The organism is Cupriavidus campinensis, assembly GCF_905397395.1.
GTDB classification, from domain to species: Bacteria; Pseudomonadota; Gammaproteobacteria; order Burkholderiales; family Burkholderiaceae; genus Cupriavidus; species Cupriavidus campinensis.
In genome coordinates, this window is the sequence record NZ_CAJPVH010000054.1 from 15,861 (window position 1) to 35,290 (window position 19,430).

A 19,430-nucleotide genomic window follows, 5' to 3' on the forward strand; every position below is an offset into this window, starting at 1 on the left:
GGACATGCATAAAGGAATGTCGCCCGCCAACGTAGCGGGCGTACACGGAAGGAAGGGCCTGCGCAGGTCCTTTTTTCTGGCCTTGTGTCTGACCGCTGCCGCCGCAACGGCGCAGCCGTCTGACAATACGCTGAACCGACGCGACGCCACGGCGTGGCTCAACAAGATCCACCGTGCCGCCCAGCGCGAGAACTACGTCGGCACGCTGATCTATCAGCGGGGCAGCGTCATGCATGCGTCGCGGATCCAGCATTACAGCGATCTCGTCCACAACGAGTACGAACGCCTGGAAACGCTCGACGGCAAGCCGCGCGAGGTGCTGCGCCAGAACGACGTCGTGCACAGCCTGATTCCAGAAGCCAAGCTCGTGGTCGTGGAGAAGCAGGAGGCGAAGGACCGCTTCCCGGCGCTGCTGGCGACCAACAAGAGCGATGTGCTCGAGCTGTACGACATGCGCAAGCTGCCCGCCGAGCGCGTGGCGGGCGTCGAGTGCGAGGTGTTCTCGCTTGAGCCCCACGATGCGGCGCGCTACGCAGTGCGCCTGTGGGCCGACAAGGGCTCGGGTCTGCTGATGCGCGCGCAGACCATCGGCGAGGGCGGCAAGGTGCTCGAACAGGTGGCGTTCTCGCAGGTCGACATCGGCGTGCCGTCGGACAAGCAACGCATCCTGTCCGCCATCAAGAGTTCGCAGTCATGGAGCCGCTACGAAGTCACCTATCAGCCGGCCAACGTGGCCGACGAAGGGTGGATCATCGGTTCGCCGCTCAAGGGCTTCCAGAAGATCCGCGAAGTGCGCCGCCCGCTGGGCGAGTTGCGCCCGCCGGCACAGGGCAGCAAGCCGGGGCAGGTCTTCGAGGTGCTCCAGATCGTCTACAGCGACGGTCTGACCGGGTTGTCGATCTTTATCGAACCCGTATCGGAACAACGGGCGCGCCGTGAAGGCGTGGCTTCGCTCGGCGCCACGCAGGTCGTGGTGCGCCGCGTGGCTGACTACTGGATCACGGTGGTGGGCGAGGTGCCCGCCGCCACGGTCAGGCAGTTCGCCGCCGGCGTGGAGTACCGCCCGCCCAAGACGGTACACTGAGCGCATGGGCGCGCTGGCGCCGGGGCAGCGAACCCCGGTGCTGGCCGCTTGGTGCGGGCCAGTCGCGCTTGAAGTTCCGCCTTGCGGGGTCGATCGACTCCGACGTCCGGCAAGGCATCCGTTTCTCGCTGATCTCCCGGGAGTTGTCGATGATTTCCAAATCCCCAGCCCTGGTGCGAACCATGGTCATGGCTGCCATGCTCGTGCTGGGTCCGGCTGTTGCCCAGATGGGGCATGCCCAGGCGGCTGCCTCGAACTACAACCTGCCTGACTTCACCGATCTGGTGGAGAAGGCCAGCCCGGCCGTCGTCAACATTCGTACCACCGAGCGCATCCGCTCGCGTGGCGGCAACTCGCCTGAAGACGACGAGATGGCCGAATTCTTCCGCCGCTTCTTTGGCGTGCCGATGCCGGGCGCGCCGGGTGGTCCCACCCCGCCGCGCCGTGGCCAGCCGCCGCAGGGCGAGGAACAGAGCCGTGGCGTGGGGTCTGGCTTTATCATCAGCCAGGATGGCTACGTGATGACCAACGCTCACGTGGTGGCGGACGCCGAGACCATCTACGTGACCCTGCCCGACAAGCGCGAGTTCAAGGCCAAGCTGATCGGCTCCGATCGCCGCACCGACGTGGCGCTGATCAAGGTGGAAGCGAGCAACCTGCCGCGCCTGCCGCTTGGCGATTCGGACAAGATTCGTCCGGGCGAGTGGGTGCTGGCCATTGGCTCGCCGTTCGGGCTCGACAATAGCGTGACTGCGGGCATCGTCTCGGCCAAGGGCCGCGATACGGGTGACTACCTGCCGTTCATCCAGACCGACGTGGCCGTGAATCCCGGTAACTCGGGCGGGCCGCTGATCAACCTGCGCGGCGAGGTGATCGGTATCAATTCGCAGATCTACAGCCGTAGCGGTGGCTACATGGGCATCTCGTTCGCGATTCCGATCGACGAGGCGATGCGCGTGTCCGAGCAGCTCAAGGCATCCGGCAAGGTGACCCGTGGCCGGATCGCCGTGGCCATCGGCGACGTGACCAAGGAAGTGGCGGACTCGCTCGGCCTGGGCCGTGCGCGTGGCGCGCTGGTTGGCAGCGTGGAACCGGGCGGACCGGCCGAGAAGGCCGGCATCGAGGCGGGCGACATCATCCTGAAGTTCAACGGCCGCGACATCGAGAAGGCGTCGGACCTGCCGCGGATGGTTGGCGATACCAAGCCGGGCACCCGCGTGCCGCTGCAGGTGTGGCGCAAGGGGCAGACGCGTGACGTTTCCGTGACCGTGACCGAACTCGAGCCGGACAACGCCCGCGCCGTGGCGCGCCGGGGCGACAAGCGGGGCGGCAGCGCGGACGAAGCCGCGCCAGCCGCCAAGCCGAACGCGCTGGGGCTGATCGTCACAGACATTGCCGAGACCAAGCTCAAGGAACTGAAGGTCAAGTCCGGCGTGGAGGTGGAGGCGGCAGACGGCCCCGCGGCACGTGCCGGCATCCGTCCGGGCGACATCATCCTGCGTCTGGGCGACGCTGACGTGACCAACGCGCGGCAGTTCAACGACATGGTGAAGGCGCTGGACAAGAACAAGATGGCGGCCGTGTTCGTGCGCCGTGGCGACGCCACCCAGGTGCTGACGCTGCGTCCGAGTCAGGCCCGGTAAGACGGTCCGGGCGATCCCCGGACCCCCAGCCTCCATCGCGCCGGCCTCGATGTCCGGCGCGATGTGTTTCAGGGGTGCGCGATGCGCCACTCCCGGGCGCAGGCGCGGAAAGTGCCGGTCACGGTTCCGACACCATTTACCGCGCCGGAAGTCATTGAAAATCCGGTAAAATCGCGGATTGGCGCACGCATTGCGCCCCACCATTTTTAAGCTCCCGCGCCCCCGTCCCACCTGGCGCGCTGGCGCCTCCCTGAACGCTAGATGGACCACATTCGTAATTTCTCGATCATTGCCCACATCGACCATGGGAAATCGACCCTGGCCGACCGAATCATTCAGCGGTGTGGCGGGCTGTCCGATCGCGAGATGGAAGCGCAGGTGCTCGACTCGATGGACATCGAGAAGGAGCGCGGCATCACCATCAAGGCCCAGACCGCTGCGCTGAGCTACAAGGCGCGCGACGGCCAGGTCTACAACCTGAACCTGATCGACACCCCGGGGCACGTGGACTTCAGCTACGAAGTCAGCCGCTCGCTGTCCGCCTGCGAAGGCGCGCTGCTGGTGGTGGATGCCTCGCAGGGCGTGGAAGCCCAGACCGTGGCCAACTGCTACACGGCCATCGAACTGGGCGTGGAAGTGGTGCCCGTGCTCAACAAGATCGACCTGCCGCAGGCGGACCCCGCCAACGCGATCCAGGAAATTGAGGACGTGATCGGCATCGATGCCCACGACGCCACGCCGTGCTCGGCCAAGACCGGCCAGGGCGTGGAAGACGTGATCGAGGCGATGATCGCCAAGGTGCCGCCGCCCAAAGGCGACCCCACGGCCCCGCTGCAGGCGCTGATCATTGACTCCTGGTTCGATAATTACGTCGGCGTGGTCATGCTGGTGCGTGTAGTCAACGGCACGCTGCGCCCGAAGGACAAGGTGCTGCTGATGGCCACGGGCGCGCAGCACCTGGTGGAGCAGGTGGGCGTGTTCTCGCCGAAGTCGCTGCCGCGCGAGTCGCTCTCGGCAGGCCAGGTGGGCTTCGTGATCGCGGGTATCAAGGAACTGAAGGCGGCCAAGGTGGGCGACACCATCACCACCATGGCGCGCAAGGCGGCCGAGCCGCTGCCGGGCTTCAAGGAAGTCAAGCCGCAGGTGTTCGCCGGCCTGTATCCGGTGGAAGCGAACCAGTACGAGGCGCTGCGCGAATCGCTCGAGAAACTGCGCCTGAACGACGCCTCGCTGCAATACGAGCCGGAAGTGTCCCAGGCGCTGGGCTTCGGTTTCCGCTGCGGCTTCCTGGGCCTGCTGCACATGGAAATCGTGCAGGAGCGCCTTGAGCGCGAGTTCGACATGGATCTGATCACCACCGCGCCAACGGTGGTCTATCAGGTGCAGATGCGCGACGGCACGGTGCTGACCGTGGAAAACCCGGCCAAGATGCCCGATCCGAGCCGGATCGAGGCGATCCTGGAGCCGATCGTCACCGTGAACCTGTACATGCCGCAGGACTATGTCGGCTCCGTGATCACGCTCTGCACGCAGAAGCGCGGCTCGCAGATCAACATGAGCTACCACGGCAAGCAGGTGCAGCTGACCTACGAGATCCCGATGGCCGAGATCGTGATGGACTTCTTCGATCGGCTGAAGTCGGTGTCGCGCGGCTATGCGTCGATGGATTACGAGTTCAAGGAATATCGCCCGTCGGACGTGGTGAAGGTGGACATCCTCATCAACAGCGACAAGGTCGATGCGCTGTCCGTGATTGTGCACCGCTCGAATTCGCAATATCGCGGGCGCGAGGTGGCGGCCAAGATGCGCGAGATCATCCCGCGCCAGATGTACGACGTGGCCATCCAGGCGGCGATCGGGGCGAACATCATTGCGCGCGAGAACGTGAAGGCGCTGCGCAAGAACGTGCTGGCCAAGTGCTACGGCGGCGATATCTCGCGCAAGAAGAAGCTGCTGGAGAAGCAGAAGGCGGGCAAGAAGCGCATGAAGCAGGTGGGCACCGTGGAGATCCCGCAGGAGGCATTCCTGGCGATCCTGCAGGTGGACGACAAGTAAGCCGCAGGCCAGCGCCAAGTCCGCTGGCCGGGTGACAGGACGATCTTCTAAAAAATCAACGCCAAGCCGTCATGAATTTTGCACTGATCCTTTTTGTGCTGGTGGTCATTACGGGCATTGCCTGGGTTGCCGACAAGCTGGTCTTCGAGCGCCAGCGCCGCAGCGTGGCGCACCTTGCCCTGGCCGAATTCGACGCGCGCCGCGGCGACATGCAGGCGGTGCACGGGAGTACCGAGCTGGACGCCTCGCGCGCCCGGCTGGCCGAGGAAAAGCTGCGCCAGCCGTGGTGGCTCGAGTACTCGGCGAGCTTCTTCCCGGTCATTCTGGCGGTGTTCGTGCTCCGTTCGTTCGTGGTGGAGCCGTTCAAGATCCCGTCCGGCTCGATGATCCCGACGCTGCTGATTGGCGATTTCATCCTCGTCAATAAATACGACTACGGCATCCGCCTGCCGGTGCTGAACAAGAAGGTCCTCGACGTTGGCACGCCGCAGCGCGGCGACGTGATGGTGTTTCGCTACCCGAAGGACGAGTCGCTCGACTACATCAAGCGCGTGGTGGGCGTACCCGGCGACGTGGTGCGCTACGAGAACAAGAAGCTGACCGTGAACGGCAAGCCGGCCGAGTACTCCGCCTTGCCCGACTACCTCGACGAAGAGCGGCTGGCCTACTCGAAGCATTTCACCGAGACGCTTCCGGGCGGCGTGGCGCATGGCATCCTGAACGATGCCGACCGTCCGGCGTTCGTGGCGGGCGCCGACCCTGATTTCCCGTTCCGCGAGAACTGCACTTACAATCAGCAGGGGCTGACGTGTAAAGTGCCGGAAGGGCACTATTTCGTCATGGGCGACAACCGTGACAACAGCCTGGATTCACGTTACTGGGGCTTCGTCCCGGACAAGAACGTCGTAGGCAAGGCGTTCGTGATCTGGATGAACCTGGGCAATTTTGGGCGCGTGGGGTCGTTCAAGTAACGGTCGGACGCCTCGCGCAGCGCAAATACACTCAAAAAACGAGGGAAGCGCAAAATGGGTCAGAAGTTGGGTTTTTCGGGGAAGAGGGGAAATATCCGCGTAGATGTGCTTAAAGGATCACGTGGATTCTCATTGGGGTCGTTGCTGATCGTCATCATCATCGTGATTGCGGTGGTGCTGCCGGCAGTGAAGGCGATTCCCAGCATGATCGAGTACTTCTCGGTCAAGCGGGCGGTGAACTACGCGAAGGATCGGTCGGTCAACCGCAAGGATGTGGCGGCCAACTTCGACAAGCAGGCCCAGATCGACCGCATCGAGGCGCTCAAGGGTGACGATCTCGACGTGATCGAGGACGAAGCCGGCAGGATACGCAGCATTGGTTTTTCGTACCGGACCGAGATTCCCGTCTATGGTCCGCTGAGTCTATTGATTACCTATTCGGGAACGCAGTAACGACATGATCCTCGACGCCTTGCAGCAACGTCTCGGCTACCGATTCAGCAAGCCCGAATTGCTGCAGCAGGCGCTCACCCATCGCAGCCATAGCGCCCAGCACAACGAGCGCCTGGAATTCCTGGGCGACTCGGTGCTGAACTGCGCCGTGGCCGACATGCTCTACGGCATGTTTGGCAAGCTCGATGAGGGCGATCTTTCCCGCGTGCGCGCCAACCTGGTCAAGCAGCAGGCGCTGTATGAGATCGCCCAGATGCTCCAGCTTTCCGACGTCCTGCGCCTGGGCGAGGGCGAGCTGAAGAGCGGCGGCTTCCGCCGTCCGTCGATCCTGGCGGACGCGCTGGAGGCCATTGTCGGGGCGGTGTTCCTCGATGCCGGCTTCGATGCCGCGCGGGCGCTGATCCGCAAGCTGTATATCCCAATTCTGGAGCAGGTGGACCCCCGCACGCTGGGCAAGGACGCCAAGACGCTGCTCCAGGAGTATCTGCAGGGCCACAAGATTGCCCTGCCGCAGTACAACGTCATCGCCACACACGGTGCCGCACACAGCCAGCAGTTTGAAGTCGAATGCACCGTGCCTAAACTGGAGGTGCGCGTGTTCGGCACCGGCGCCTCGCGCCGTGCGGCCGAGCAGGCGGCGGCCAAGCTCGCGCTGGATGAGGTGCAGAAGCTCGTGCCCCAGCTGCTCAAGCGCAGCCGGGCCGAGCGCACGGGCAAGACCCGCAAGCAGCCGGTGCCGCCGGATCCCCAGTTGTCTCTCAGGTTGAAGGAATGACCGAATCTACCCCTCCGCAGCAGGACGCCCAGGCACCCTCGGATGCAGCGGCGTTCCGCTGCGGCACGGTGGCCATTGTTGGCCGCCCCAACGTGGGCAAGTCCACGTTGATGAATGCACTTGTCGGCCAGAAGGTCAGCATCACGTCCCGCAAGGCGCAGACCACGCGCCACCGCATCGTCGGTATCCAGACCACCGATGACGCGCAGTTCGTTTTCGTCGATACGCCAGGCTTCCAGACCCGCCACGCCAGCGCGCTGAACCGCTCGCTGAACCGCGCGGTCACGTCCACGCTGTCTACGGTGGATCTGGTGCTGTTCGTCGTGGAAGCCGGCTATTTCGGTGCCGATGACGAAAAGGTGCTGTCGCTGCTGCCGAAAAACGTGCCGGTGCTGCTGGTCACCAACAAGCTGGATCGCCTGGGCGAGAACCGCGCCGAGGTGATGATGCCGTTCCTGGAAAAGATGGGGCAGCTGTTCCCGTTCCGGGAAGTGGTGCCGATGTCGGCGAAGACGCATGATCACATCACGCGGCTGCTGGCCATCATCCGCCCGTACCTGCTCGAAGGCGAGCCGATGTACGACGCCGACGCGATGACCGACCGCAGCGAGCGCTTCCTGGCCTCGGAAATCATCCGCGAGAAGGTCTTCCGCTGGACTGGCGACGAACTGCCGTACACGAGCACCGTGATCATCGACAAGTTCGAGACCGAAGGCCGGCTGCGCCGCGTGTTCGCGACGATCCTGGTCGAGCGCGACGCGCACAAGGCCATGATCATCGGCAACAAGGGCGCCAAGCTCAAACAGATCTCCACCGAGGCGCGCCTCGACATGGAGAAGTTGTTCGACGGCAAGGTCTACCTGGAGATGTGGATCAAGGTCAAGAGCGGCTGGGCCGACAACGAAGCCGGACTGCGGGCCTACGGCTACGAGTGAGCAAGATGCCTGACGCGCCCCGAGCCGCGCCCAGGCGCGCGCGGAGCGCCGATCCCATCGCCGAGGAAGCCGCCGAACTGCTGGAAGTGCAGGGCGGCACCGGGCTGTCCCCGGCCGTGGCCGCCGGCCGCGAGATGATGGACCGGGCCATGCGGATCGTGCCCGCGCGCACCGAGTTGCGCGTGACCAACGAGTCCGGGTTCGTGCTCCACGCCTATCCCTATCGTGAGACTAGTCTTATTCTGGACGTCTTCACGCGAGACCACGGTCGCATGGCCATGGTGGCGAAGGGCGCCAAGCGGCCGCATTCGGCGCTGCGCTCGGTGCTTCAGCACTTCCACCCCATTTCGCTCTCCTGGACTGGCCGCGGCGAGGTCAAGACGCTGACCAAGGCCGAATACATGGGCGGCATGCTGCCACTGGCCGGTGATGCGCTGCTGTCGGGCTTCTATCTCAACGAATTGCTATTGCGCTTCTGCCCGCGCGAGGACGCGCATCCGGCACTGTTCAAACACTACATGATCACGCTGACGCGGCTCGCGCATGGTGAGTCCGCCAGTCTGGTGCTGCGCAGCTTCGAGCGTGTGCTGCTACAGGAGACTGGGTTCGCGGTGGCGTTCGACCAGTGCGTGAGCACCGGGGAGCCAGTGCAACCAGGCCTCGACTACGTGTATCACCCGGAACGGGGCGTGCGCCGCGCGCAGCCGAGCGATCCGTCGAGTTGGCCCGTGGTGTCCGGCCAGACCTTGCTGGACATGGGGCGGGACGATTATGGCCGCGCCCAGACCGCCACACAAAGCCGCGCCCTGATGCGTTTCCTGCTGCATTATTATCTGCAGGGTGCGCCGCTGAAAACGCGGCAAATCCTGATCGACCTGCAATTTCTGTAAAGCCATGATTTTTCACGCGAATCCCGGCGTCATCGACCTTGGCGTCAACATCGACCACGTGGCCACGCTGCGAAATGCGCGCGGCACTGCCTACCCGGACCCGATCGAGGCCGCCCTCCAGGCGGAAATCGCCGGCGCAGACGTGATTACGCTGCACCTGCGCGAGGATCGCCGCCATATCCGCGATGCGGACGTGCGCGCGCTGCGCCCGAAGCTCGCCACCCGGATGAATCTGGAATGCGCAATCACGCGCGAAATGCTCGACATCGCCTGCGAAATCCGTCCGCAGGACGTCTGCCTCGTGCCTGAGAAGCGTGAGGAAGTGACCACCGAAGGCGGTCTCGACGTGGCCGGGCATTTCGAGCAGGTCAGCGCAGCCTGCCGGCAGTTGGCCGATGCGGGTATCCGCGTCTCGCTGTTCATCGATGCCGATCCGGACCAGATTGCGGCCGCTGCCGCGTGCAAGGCGCCGGTTATCGAAATCCATACCGGCCGCTACGCCGACGCCCATACGCCTGAGGAGCAGGCGGCGGAATTCCGCCGTGTGGCTGAGGGTGTGGACGCAGGTATCCGCCATGGCCTCGTCGTCAATGCTGGCCACGGCCTGCATTACACCAATGTGCAACAGATTGCGGCACTGCCCGGTATCAAGGAGCTGAACATCGGCCATGCGATCGTCGCGCATGCAGTGTTCGTCGGTTGGCAGAACGCGGTGCGCGAGATGAAGGCCATCATGGTGGCCGCGCGTCTGGGCACTCGTTATCCCGTGCCGGGGCAGGCGGCGTGATCTACGGCATCGGCACTGACATCATCCAGATCGATCGCGTGCAGGGCGTGATGGAGCGCACGCGCGGCCGATTTGCCGAGAAGGTGCTCGGTCCGCGCGAACTGAAGATCTACCATGCGCGCAAGGCGCGCTCGGAGAAGCGCGGGCTGGCCTTCCTGGCCACGCGGTTCGCGGCCAAGGAGGCGTTCTCGAAGGCTATCGGCCTGGGCATGCGCTGGCCGATGACGTGGCGCGCCATGGAACTGCTGAACCTGCCGTCGGGCGAGCCCACGCCGCAATGCACTGGCGAGCTGGCCGAATGGGTGCGGGAACGCGGGCTGACCATCCGGGTCAGTGTCAGTGACGAACACGAGTACGCGGTGGCCTTCGCCATCGCGGAGCGGGGCGGCCAGCCGGCCGGCAACGCATCCTGAACCTACGCAGCCTGAACTCAAGATATTCCTATGAACAAGAAAGTTTCCGGCAAGCGTCCGGGCCCGGTGGTGCTCGACGTGGTTGGCAAGCAGCTCGATGCCGAGGACATGCGTCGTATCGCCCATCCGCTGACGGGCGGCGTGATCCTGTTCGCGCGGAATTTCGAGTCGCGCGCCCAACTGACCGCGCTGACGCGGGCGATTCGCGCTGTGCGCGAAGACGTGCTGATCTGCATCGACCATGAAGGTGGCCGCGTACAGCGGGCCAAGACCGATGGCTTCACGCATCTGCCAGCGATGGCAAGACTCGGCGAATTGTGGGATCGCGATGTGATGACGGCCACCAAGGTCGCCATTGCGTGCGGCTACGTGCTGGCGGCCGAACTGCGCGCGTGCGACATCGACCTGAGCTTCACGCCGGTGCTCGATCTCGACCATGGCCGCAGCGCCGTGATCGGTGACCGCGCGTTTCACGCCGATCCGCGGGTGGTAACGATGCTGGCCAACCATCTCACGCACGGCCTGCTGCTGGCCGGCATGAGCAACTGCGGCAAGCATTTCCCGGGTCATGGCTTCGTCGAGGCCGATTCGCACGTGGCCGTGCCAGTCGATGAGCGCGGACTTGACGAGATTCTGGCCCACGACGCGCGGCCGTATGACTGGATGGGCAACGCGCTGGCATCCGTCATGCCGGCGCACGTGATCTATCCGAAGGTGGACCCGAACCCTGCCGGCTTCTCGCCGTTCTGGCTCCAGGATGTGCTGCGTACGCGACTCGGCTTCGAGGGCGTGATCTTCAGCGACGACCTGAGCATGGAGGGCGCGAGCGTGGCCGGCACGGTGACCCAGGGCGCACGGGCCGCGCTCGGTGCGGGATGTGACATGGTGCTGATCTGCAACCATCCCGAGCGCGCCGACCAACTCCTCAAGGAGCTGGACGAGGCCGATCTGAAGAGCGACAAGGCGTCGCAACGTCGTATCCGCAAGCTGTTTGGTCGCAAGCGTCCGCTGGACTGGAACAAACTGCAACAGGATGCCGACTATCGTGCCGCACTGCGCCTGCTGCGCGAGCATGAGCTGATCGCCTGACGCGTAGGCGTCGGCGGGCAAATACAAAAAGGGCAGCCGAAGCTGCCCTTTTTGCTGACTCGCGGCGACGCCTTAGTTGGCGCGGCTGCGGTATTCGCCGGTACGCGTGTCGATTTCGATCTTGTCACCGATGTTGCAGAACAGCGGCACTTGCAGCTCGAACCCGGTGTTGATCTTGGCGCCCTTGAGCACCTTGCCCGACGACGTGTCGCCCTTGACGGCCGGTTCCGTGTAGATGATCTCGCGGACCAGCGTGGTCGGCATTTCCACGGAGATGGCCTTCTCGTTGTAGAACACCACTTCCACGTTCATGCCGTCTTCGAGGTAGTTCAGCGCGTCACCCATGCTGTCCTTCTCGACTTCGAACTGGTTGTAGTCCGTGTCCATGAACACGTACATCGGGTCGGCGAAGTACGAATAGGTGCATTCGCGGCGATCGAGCATCACGACTTCGAACTTGTCGTCGGCCTTGAACACCGACTCGCCCGGGGCGTCCGTCAGCAGGTTCTTGTACTTCATCTTGACGACGGCGGCGTTACGGCCCGACTTGTTGTACTCGGCCTTTTGCACGACCATCGGGTCGGAACCGATCATGAACACGTTGCCGACGCGGAGTTCCTGTGCGATCTTCATCTGAACTGTTTTCCTGAAAAAAGTGTCCGGGGCGCTCATGACCCCGATTCGCGGTATGCGGTATGGCGAAGGCGCGCGGCCGGCAGTTGCTCTTTTTGGCTCGCCATCATCAAAATCAACCCGCTATTTTACCCGATTTTCGCAAAAAGCCACCAGATTTGCCGCGAGGTCGCCCAAGTGCTGCAACTGCCGCTGCCAGCGATCCATAGCCGTGGCGAGTGCAGGCAATTGTGCGTGAAACTGCGCCCAGTCGGGCGCGTGCGGGGTGGCGCCATAGCCATTCCAGGCATGACAGAAGGCGGTCATGGCCTGGGCGGCCTCCGGCGGCACGCCGCAGCGGCTGAAGCGCTCGAGCCAGGCGTCGAGCTTCACATGGTGCGCCACGTCGTCCTGCGGATAGATGTGCCAGACCATGGGCCGCGCCGCCCAGTGTGCGCGCACGCAGGAATCCTCGCCGCGCACGAAGTTCACGTCGCAGGCCCAGAGCAGCTCGTCGTAGTTTTCCTGCCGTACGAACGGAATCACCTGGAGGGTCAGGCTGCCTTGCGTCAGCGTTGTGCCGGGGGCCGCCTGCGCCGCCGGGCCGCCGAACCACGCAGCCGCCTGCTGCGCCGCCGGGCCTTGCGGCACCAGGCACTGCACGGGCGTGGCGCCGTCGCGCCATTGGGCGAGCAGGGCCGGCAGGGCGGGGTTGGTGTAGGCGAACAGGCTCACGCGCAGCGCGTCCGGCAGGGGTTGCGTGCCGAGCCGATACCAGAGGGTGGATTGCGCGGCTCGGCTGGACAGGAAGGCCTCACGCTGGGCGCCCAGCATCGACTCCCGCAGCAACCCGCCCGTGCCGTGCGCAAAGCCGGGGAAGAAGAAGTACTTCACCAGCGGCAGCTTCGGATGGGGCGAGGACAGCGCATGGTGCTCGCTGACCCACGCCTCGGCGCTCAGGTATTCCAGGTTGATCCATACCGGCGGGCGCGGCGCGGCGGCCATCGCGGCCAGGAAAGGCTCCGGCAGGTGGCAGGCGAATGCCTCGATGACGAGGTCGTGCGGCGGCAGCGGCTCGAATGATGCCCCGGGGGAGGCGTCCCAGCGGCGCACTTCCACGCCGCCCAGATGCTGGCAGGCGCGCGCCGGGTCGATCTCGGGCGCCAGCCGCGCAAAGCTGCCCAGGTCGTCCACCCAGAGCCGCACCGCGTGGCCGTGCTCCTGTGAGAGCTGGCGCGCCAGGCGCCAGCAAACGCCGATATCGCCGAAGTTGTCGACGACCGTGCAGAAGATGTCGCAGGATTGAATGGGCATGGCGGCGTCCCGTTCCGCGAGGGTCCGCGGAAGATTTGCTCTAAACTTGCGATTCTAGAGCGAGGCCAGCCGCTGCGCGCCTTGCCGCCCAAACTTTCTTGTCCCCCGATGCCCGAGCAGGAACCGGTTTCCCCGAACGACGCTTCGAACGATGCAGCCGCCGAGGTCCGCGTGGATCTCCCGGCCGAGGCCCCCGCCGATATCCCGGCATTCGATCCCCGGCCGATCCTGGCGCGACTGCCCGGCCTGCCGGGCGTCTACCGCTATTTCGACGCCGATGGCAACGTGCTTTATGTAGGTAAGGCGCGTGACCTGAAAAAGCGTGTCTCGAGCTACTTCAACAAGACCCAGTTGTCGCCGCGCATCGCGATGATGGTGGGTAAGATCGCGCGCATCGATACCACCGTGGTCCGGACCGAGGCCGAGGCGCTGCTGCTTGAGAACAATCTCATCAAGGCACTCGCCCCGCGCTACAACATCCTGTTCCGCGACGACAAGTCTTATCCATTTCTCAAGCTGACAGGCCACAAGTTCCCGCGCATGGCCTATTACCGGGGCGCGACGGACCGCAAGCACCAGTACTTCGGCCCGTTTCCGAGCGCCTACGCGGTGCGCGAAAGCATGCAGATCCTGCAGAAGGTGTTCCAGCTGCGCACCTGCGAGGATACGGTGTTCAACAACCGCACCCGCCCGTGCCTGCTGCATCAGATCCATCGCTGCACGGCGCCGTGCGTGAAGGCGATCAGCGAGGAAGATTACGCGCGCGACGTGCATAACGCCGCGCGCTTCCTCCAGGGCCGCGAAACCGAGGTGCTCGACGGCCTCCAGGTCAAGATGGAGGAGCACGCGGTGCGACTGCGTTTCGAGCAGGCCGCTGCCGTGCGCGACCAGATCGCCGCGCTCTCCACGGTGCTCAAGCGGCAGGCCGTGGAGGAGGTGGGGCAGGCGCGTGACATCGACATCCTGTCCGTGGCGGTGCAGGGTGGCCGCGCTTGCGTGAATCTGGCGATGGTGCGCGGCGGCCGTCACCTTGGCGACAAGGCGTATTTCCCCGCGCATGCCGACGAAGCGGCGATGATCGTCGAAGATAGCGACGATGCGGGAGAGAGCGAAGGTGGCGAGCAGGTGGCGCCGGAAGCCGGTCCGCTGTCCGTGGACCGCATCGCGGCCCGCGTGCTGTCGGCGTTCATGGTCCAGCACTATCTCGATCAGGCGCCGCCGCCGATCATCGTGGTGAGCCATCTGCCGGCGGACGCTGCGCTGGTGGAGGCACTGTCGATGCAGGCCGGCCGCAAGATTGCGCTGGTGCGTCAGCCGCAGGGCCAGCGCAAGATCTGGCTCGAGATGGCCACGCAGGGCGCGGCGCTGGCGCTGGCGCGCCGGCTGGCGGAGCAGGGCAGCCAGGAGGCGCGCACGCGCGCGCTCGCCGAGACCATCGGCCTGGACATGGAAGACCTGGCGATGCTCCGCATCGAATGCTTCGATATCAGTCACACGGCAGGCGAGGCCACCCAGGCATCCTGCGTGGTGTTCCACCATCATGAGATGCAGAACAGCGAGTATCGGCGCTACAACATTCAAGACATCACGCCCGGGGACGACTACGCGGCCATGCGCCAGGTGCTCACGCGCCGGTACCAGAAGCTGGTGGAGCAGATCCAGGAGGATGGTGGCGAGTTGGGCGGAGAAGGCGCCCCGGATGGGGTGCCGCGCATGCCGCGCGTGGTGTTGATCGACGGCGGCAAGGGGCAGGTCGAGGTGGCGCGGCAGGTGTTCGAGGAGCTTGGGCTCGATATCGGCCTGCTGGTCGGTGTGGCGAAGGGCGAAGGCCGCAAGGTGGGGCTGGAGACGCTGGTCTTTGCCGATGGCCGTCCGTCGCTGGAACTGGGGCAGGGCAGCGCGGCGCTGATGCTGGTGGCCCAGATCCGAGACGAGGCGCACCGCTTTGCCATTACCGGCATGCGGGCGCGGCGCGCCAAGGCGCGCAACACGTCGCGGCTGGAGGAAATCGAGGGCGTAGGCGCGCGCCGGCGGCAGAAACTGCTGACGCGTTTCGGCGGCCTGCGCGGCGTCATGGCCGCCAGCATCGACGAACTTGCCAGCGTGGAAGGCATCTCGCGCACCCTGGCCGAGGAGATCTACCGCCAGTTGCATTGACCGGCTCACCCAGCCGGTTGCCAGCCATTTCGGCCCAAAACTGGCGGGTTCGGCTGGAAATCGGCGACAATCGCGGCATTCGCCTTCCAGACCATCGCCGGATCGGCCCGTTCCTTTTCCAACGCTCCGCCCATGCCCCTGAATATTCCCATCCTGCTGACCTGGCTTCGCGTGGCCATGATCCCTCTCGTGGTCGGGGTCTATTACCTGCCCGAAACCTGGTTGCCGATGCATACCAAGAACGTGACCGCGGCGGCGTTCTTCGTCATCGCGGCGGCAACGGACTGGCTGGATGGCTTTCTGGCGCGACGCTGGAACCAAACCTCGTCGTTCGGCGCGTTCCTCGACCCTGTGGCCGACAAGCTCATGGTGACCGCAGCGCTGCTGTCCCTGCTGGCGCTGGGCCGTGTGGCGGACTTGATCGCGCTGGTCATCATCGGACGTGAAATCACGATTTCCGCGCTGCGGGAGTGGATGGCGCAGATCGGCGCGTCCAAGAGCGTGGCCGTGAATTTCCTCGGCAAGCTGAAGACCACAGTGCAGATGATCGCGATTCCGCTGCTGCTGTTCAACGATTCGCTGTTCGGCATCGATGCCTCGCTGCTCGGCGGCTGGATGATCTACCTGGCGGCCGTGCTTACGCTGTGGTCGATGTTCTATTACATGAAGCTGGCGTGGCCGCAGATCCGCGAGCGCAGCAACGTTACGGGCGGTGCGGGTGCGCAGAAGTAAAAGTGAAGCTTTCCGCAAAAAAGTCCTTGACGCACCGGTTCGGTCTTTGCAATAATCTCGTTCTCGCTGCTGACGACGAAAGACGAAAGCAGCAAGATAAGCGGTACTTAGCGCGAAATGCCAGCACAAAGCTGCGTGTTTAAAAGAAGTTGCGCGATAGTCTGCTTTTCTGTAAGATGCAGGGCCCTGCGGGAGTAGCTCAGTTGGTAGAGCGCAACCTTGCCAAGGTTGAGGTCGCGAGTTCGAGACTCGTCTCCCGCTCCAGGTTAAGTAAGGTTCGACGGCATCATCGTCGGGCTGGCAGTCAGTAGCAGAAAGTTGTACGCGGGAGTAGCTCAGTTGGTAGAGCGCAACCTTGCCAAGGTTGAGGTCGCGAGTTCGAGACTCGTCTCCCGCTCCAATCCCAAAGGGAAGCGTGGCTTCCCTTTTTGTTTGGCAGGATTGTCGTACAATCCTGCATCGTCACCTGGCGGGGTGGCAGAGTGGTTATGCAGCGGCCTGCAAAGCCGTGTACGCCGGTTCGATTCCGACCTCCGCCTCCAAGTTTTACCAGACGTTTCAAGCCTACGGCGCCCATTGTGGCGCCGTTTTGCGTTCTGGCGTTTCTCTAGCGCCGGCATCGCGGCTCAGGCGCACAGCGCGGGTGCCGCACCGCGCAGGTATTCGGTGAAGGCGAGCAGCCCCTGGGTCGGAAATTTGTCCTGATGCACGACAAGCTGCAGCGGCCGGATCACGCGCGGCAGGCCGGCGCGCAGCGGCACCAGCGCGCCGCGAGCGATTTCATCGCCGACGACATGCAGTGACAGGCAGCTGACGCCAAATCCGCTCATCACGGCGCGCTTGATGGCTTCGGTGTTGCCCAGCTCCAGCGCAAAGCGCAGCGTCCCCAAGGCGGGCACGAGGCGGGATTCGATGATCTCGCGTGTGCCCGAACCCGGCTCGCGCACGATCCAGTCGGCATCGCGCAGCATGTCGTGCAGCAACTCGGGCTGATCGGCGGCCATCGCCAGCGGATGCGTCGGCCCCACGATCACCACCATCTCGTCATCGCACCAGTGCATGCTGCGTAAGTCACGCTCGTGGCAGGTACCTTCGATCAGGCCGATATCGGCCTCGAACTTGAGGAGTGCCTGCAGCACGTCCTGCGTATTGCCGATACGCATGTCCAGCTCGCACGGCCCGGTCTGCGCATTGCGAAAGCCGGCCAGCAGGGCAGGGAGAATATAGCTGCCGATGGTGTTGCTCGCTGCGATGCGCAGTTGCACGCCACCCTCCGAGGCAAATCGCTCGAGTTCGTGCGCCTGGTCGAGCAGCGACAGCGCGCGCGGGAAGAATTGCCGCCCGGTTTCGTTGATGCTCAGGCGGCGCGCCACGCGGTCGAATAATGGGCCGTTCAGCGCACGTTCCAGTTCTGCCAGCGATGCGCTGACCGCCGATTGAGACATCGCGAGCGACTCAGCGGCGGCCGTGGTGCTCCCATGCTGGGCCACGGCCACGAAGACCTGCAACTGGCGCAGGGTAAGACGGAGCGGGCGCTGGTCCATGGTGTTATCGATAATTACGGTAAGTCATAACGATATTACCCGTTTTACTGGTCAAGGCGGCGTGGGTACGCTTCACGCAATCCCTAGAAGATTGCCATGTCCACAACCCCTGCCACTCCCCTCGCACTCGCCCCAACGGGTTTCACCCTGTGGCGTATCCGTCTCGTTACCCTGCTGCCGCTGGGCGCCATTGCCGGGCTGGCGCTGGTGCTGGCCGACCATCCGGCCGTATCGCAATACGGGCTGTCCGCGTTGACGCTGGCCATGTGTGCCGGCATGGTCGCGGCCAATACGATGCCCAAGCACTGGCTTACGCCCCTGGCGCCGGGCATGCAGTTCGCGCGTCATCATCTGCTGCGGCTTGGCGTGGCGCTATATGGTCTGCGGCTGACGTTCGGGGCCATCGCCGCACTGGGCCTTGGCGGTGTCGTGGTGCCGCTCGTGATGCTGGTGGCCACGCTTCTCTTTGGCACATGGGTGGGGTCGTCGTTTTTCGGCCTGAGCCGGCGCGAGGCCATCCTGGTGAGCGCAGGCAGTGCCGTATGCGGTGCGGCGGCGGCCATCGCGGTCTCGTCCGTGGTGCGTACCGATGACAAGCAGACGGCCGTGGCCGTGGCCACGGTGGTGCTGTTCGGCACGGTCGGCATGCTGCTCTATCCGTGGCTCTACGAACTGGCGACGCAGCACTGGCACCTCCCCGTGACGGAGCGCGCGTTTGGTATTTTTACGGGTGCCACGCTGCATGAAGTGGCGCAGGTCATCGCCTCCGGCAAGATGGTGAGCGATGCCACCGCCGATGCCGCCGTGGTGGCCAAGATGGTCCGCGTGCTGGCGCTGGGTCCGTTGCTGCTGATCATGGCGCTCTGGCCGCGTGCAAGCGGTGGCGAAGCGGCCGGTGGTCGTCGCAACTGGCGTGGGCTGCTGAAGTCCGTGCCGTGGTTTGCGCTGGGTTTCGTCGCGGTGATGGCGCTGAATTCGGCAGGCATGGTGCCGGGTGAGTGGAAGCCGGGTCTGGTCGCCCTCGACAACTGGCTGCTGGCTTGCGCGATGCTGGCCATCGGACTCCATACCCGAATCGGCGATCTGCTACGTGCAGGACGCAAGCCGCTAGCGCTCGCCGCAGTGTTGTTTGTGTTCCTGATGGTGGTCGGCGCGCTGCTGTGCGCGTGGCTCGTCTGAGCGCTGCGCGGGGCGATGTAGCGCGACTTGAAGCGCGCTGGTGCGGCCGACGGGACTCGAACCCGTAAGCCCGTATGAGCGGCAGATTTTAAGTCTGCTGAGTCTACCAATTTCTCCACGGCCGCACGGCAAGCCCGGTATTGTGGTGGCTTCGTCCCCAGGAAGCAAGCCAACACGGGGCACTTCGCCATGTGACGTCCCTGTTACCGCCGGTAACAATGTAGAACCCGCCGTTTCACCTCGAAAATCGCGAACCCCTACAATACGGGGTATCAGCTTGACCAAACTCAAAGAGGCACGATCATGAAACGTTGGTTGTTCGCAGCATTCGGTGTGGCCGCCGCGCTGGCGTCTGGCGCTGCAATGGCACGCGTGAACGTGGACGTGGCGATTGGCATTCCGGGTGTGGTGGTGGGTGGACCCGCCTACTATGCACCGCCCCCGCCGGTGTACTACGCGCCGCCGGCTCCGGTTTACTACGGCCCGCCGCCCGTCGTGGTGCGCCCGGCGCCGGTCTACTATGGTCCCCGCTACTACCCGGGTCCGCGCTACTACTACGGCCCGCCGGGATATCGCGGCGGCCATTACCACGGCCATGGTCACGGTCGAGGCCATGGCCGCTGGCGCGACTAAGACGTTTATCGCGGCGGCAATCGTTTATGACGACGTTGAAAGGCGATCGTCGGAAAAAGCCCCTTCGTGAACTGCACCCCAAAAGTTGGACACCCATCCAACCTTTGGGGTGTTTTTCATGGCGAAGTACGATGAGCGGTTCAAGCTCAAGCTGGTAAGGCAGT

Annotated in this window: 18 protein-coding genes and 4 tRNA genes; 18 read left to right on the forward strand and 4 right to left on the reverse strand. The window is 64.4% G+C overall.

All coding sequences use genetic code 11. From position 1 onward, the window contains the following. Window positions 1-4: 4 nt before the first annotated feature. The 11 genes from KHO18_RS22765 (at window position 5) to nagZ (ending at window position 11,095) form a co-directional block, all read left to right on the forward strand. A complete protein-coding gene (locus KHO18_RS22765) occupies window positions 5-1,084 on the forward strand; it encodes a MucB/RseB C-terminal domain-containing protein (RefSeq protein ID WP_144199328.1) in 1,080 nt (359 codons plus the stop codon). A 149-nt stretch (window positions 1,085-1,233) separates the two neighbouring features. Next, entirely contained in the window at window positions 1,234-2,727 is a 1,494-nt protein-coding gene (locus KHO18_RS22770) for a DegQ family serine endoprotease (RefSeq protein ID WP_144199326.1), read from the forward strand. Window positions 2,728-2,988: 261 nt separating this feature from the next. Continuing rightward, window positions 2,989-4,782 carry a translation elongation factor 4 gene (gene lepA, locus KHO18_RS22775; protein ID WP_144199324.1) on the forward strand — a complete coding sequence of 598 codons (1,794 nt, stop codon included), beginning with the start codon at window positions 2,989-2,991 and terminating at the stop codon, window positions 4,780-4,782. A 71-nt stretch (window positions 4,783-4,853) separates the two neighbouring features. Then, window positions 4,854-5,753 carry a signal peptidase I gene (gene lepB / locus KHO18_RS22780; RefSeq protein WP_211943943.1) on the forward strand — a complete coding sequence of 300 codons (900 nt, stop codon included), beginning with the start codon at window positions 4,854-4,856 and terminating at the stop codon, window positions 5,751-5,753. A gap of 54 nt (window positions 5,754-5,807) precedes the next feature. Further along, window positions 5,808-6,206 (forward strand): DUF4845 domain-containing protein, encoded by a 399-nt coding sequence (locus KHO18_RS22785; RefSeq protein ID WP_211943944.1) that lies wholly within the window; start codon window positions 5,808-5,810, stop codon window positions 6,204-6,206. A gap of 4 nt (window positions 6,207-6,210) precedes the next feature. Beyond that, window positions 6,211-6,981, forward strand: coding sequence for a ribonuclease III (gene rnc, locus KHO18_RS22790; RefSeq protein WP_144199318.1), 771 nt, complete (start codon window positions 6,211-6,213; stop codon window positions 6,979-6,981). Beyond that, on the forward strand, window positions 6,978-7,916 hold the full coding sequence (gene era, locus KHO18_RS22795; protein WP_144199316.1) for a GTPase Era: 939 nt from the start codon (window positions 6,978-6,980) through the stop codon (window positions 7,914-7,916). The genes rnc and era overlap by 4 nt, the downstream gene beginning before the upstream one ends. A 5-nt stretch (window positions 7,917-7,921) precedes the next feature. Next, on the forward strand, window positions 7,922-8,806 hold the full coding sequence (gene recO, locus KHO18_RS22800; RefSeq protein WP_211943945.1) for a DNA repair protein RecO: 885 nt from the start codon (window positions 7,922-7,924) through the stop codon (window positions 8,804-8,806). A 4-nt stretch (window positions 8,807-8,810) separates the two neighbouring features. Then, window positions 8,811-9,593, forward strand: a complete 783-nt coding sequence (pdxJ, locus tag KHO18_RS22805; RefSeq protein ID WP_144199312.1) for a pyridoxine 5'-phosphate synthase — start codon at window positions 8,811-8,813, stop codon at window positions 9,591-9,593. Further along, the gene (gene acpS / locus KHO18_RS22810) at window positions 9,590-10,006 is read left to right on the forward strand and encodes a holo-ACP synthase (protein WP_144199310.1); all 417 of its coding nucleotides are present in this window, start codon (window positions 9,590-9,592) and stop codon (window positions 10,004-10,006) included. Before pdxJ ends, acpS begins: the two co-directional genes overlap by 4 nt. A 30-nt stretch (window positions 10,007-10,036) precedes the next feature. Continuing rightward, window positions 10,037-11,095: a beta-N-acetylhexosaminidase gene (nagZ, locus tag KHO18_RS22815; RefSeq protein ID WP_144199308.1), complete on the forward strand. Its 1,059-nt coding sequence runs from the start codon at window positions 10,037-10,039 to the stop codon at window positions 11,093-11,095. Window positions 11,096-11,167: 72 nt separating this feature from the next. Here the strand turns inward: nagZ and efp are convergent, their stop codons facing one another. Both efp and earP read right to left on the reverse strand, forming a co-directional pair. Then, a complete protein-coding gene (gene efp, locus KHO18_RS22820) occupies window positions 11,168-11,728 on the reverse strand; it encodes an elongation factor P (protein ID WP_144203650.1) in 561 nt (186 codons plus the stop codon). Between the two features lie 123 nt (window positions 11,729-11,851). Continuing rightward, entirely contained in the window at window positions 11,852-13,021 is a 1,170-nt protein-coding gene (gene earP, locus KHO18_RS22825) for an elongation factor P maturation arginine rhamnosyltransferase EarP (RefSeq protein ID WP_144203652.1), read from the reverse strand. A gap of 108 nt (window positions 13,022-13,129) precedes the next feature. Between earP and uvrC the strand changes: the two genes are divergently transcribed. The 5 genes from uvrC (at window position 13,130) to KHO18_RS22850 (ending at window position 16,452) form a co-directional block, all read left to right on the forward strand. Further along, a complete protein-coding gene (gene uvrC / locus KHO18_RS22830; protein ID WP_144203654.1) occupies window positions 13,130-15,178 on the forward strand; it encodes an excinuclease ABC subunit UvrC in 2,049 nt (682 codons plus the stop codon). A gap of 132 nt (window positions 15,179-15,310) precedes the next feature. Next, window positions 15,311-15,910, forward strand: coding sequence for a CDP-diacylglycerol--glycerol-3-phosphate 3-phosphatidyltransferase (pgsA, locus tag KHO18_RS22835; RefSeq protein WP_144203656.1), 600 nt, complete (start codon window positions 15,311-15,313; stop codon window positions 15,908-15,910). Window positions 15,911-16,098: 188 nt separating this feature from the next. Continuing rightward, window positions 16,099-16,174 (forward strand) — tRNA-Gly (locus KHO18_RS22840). A gap of 60 nt (window positions 16,175-16,234) precedes the next feature. After that, window positions 16,235-16,310 (forward strand) — tRNA-Gly (locus tag KHO18_RS22845). Window positions 16,311-16,378: 68 nt separating this feature from the next. Beyond that, window positions 16,379-16,452, forward strand: a tRNA-Cys gene (locus KHO18_RS22850). Window positions 16,453-16,536: 84 nt separating this feature from the next. On the opposite strand, the gene KHO18_RS22855 is transcribed toward KHO18_RS22850, so the two are convergent. Then, window positions 16,537-17,454, reverse strand: a complete 918-nt coding sequence (locus KHO18_RS22855) for a LysR family transcriptional regulator (RefSeq protein WP_144203658.1) — start codon at window positions 17,452-17,454, stop codon at window positions 16,537-16,539. Between the two features lie 96 nt (window positions 17,455-17,550). Between KHO18_RS22855 and KHO18_RS22860 the strand changes: the two genes are divergently transcribed. Beyond that, on the forward strand, window positions 17,551-18,633 hold the full coding sequence (locus tag KHO18_RS22860) for a YeiH family protein (RefSeq protein WP_144203660.1): 1,083 nt from the start codon (window positions 17,551-17,553) through the stop codon (window positions 18,631-18,633). Between the two features lie 38 nt (window positions 18,634-18,671). Here the strand turns inward: KHO18_RS22860 and KHO18_RS22865 are convergent. Then, window positions 18,672-18,758 (reverse strand) — tRNA-Leu (locus tag KHO18_RS22865). Between the two features lie 178 nt (window positions 18,759-18,936). On the opposite strand from KHO18_RS22865, the gene KHO18_RS22870 reads away from it, so the two are divergent. Further along, window positions 18,937-19,266 carry a hypothetical protein gene (locus KHO18_RS22870; RefSeq protein ID WP_144203662.1) on the forward strand — a complete coding sequence of 110 codons (330 nt, stop codon included), beginning with the start codon at window positions 18,937-18,939 and terminating at the stop codon, window positions 19,264-19,266. Window positions 19,267-19,430 lie beyond the last annotated feature (164 nt).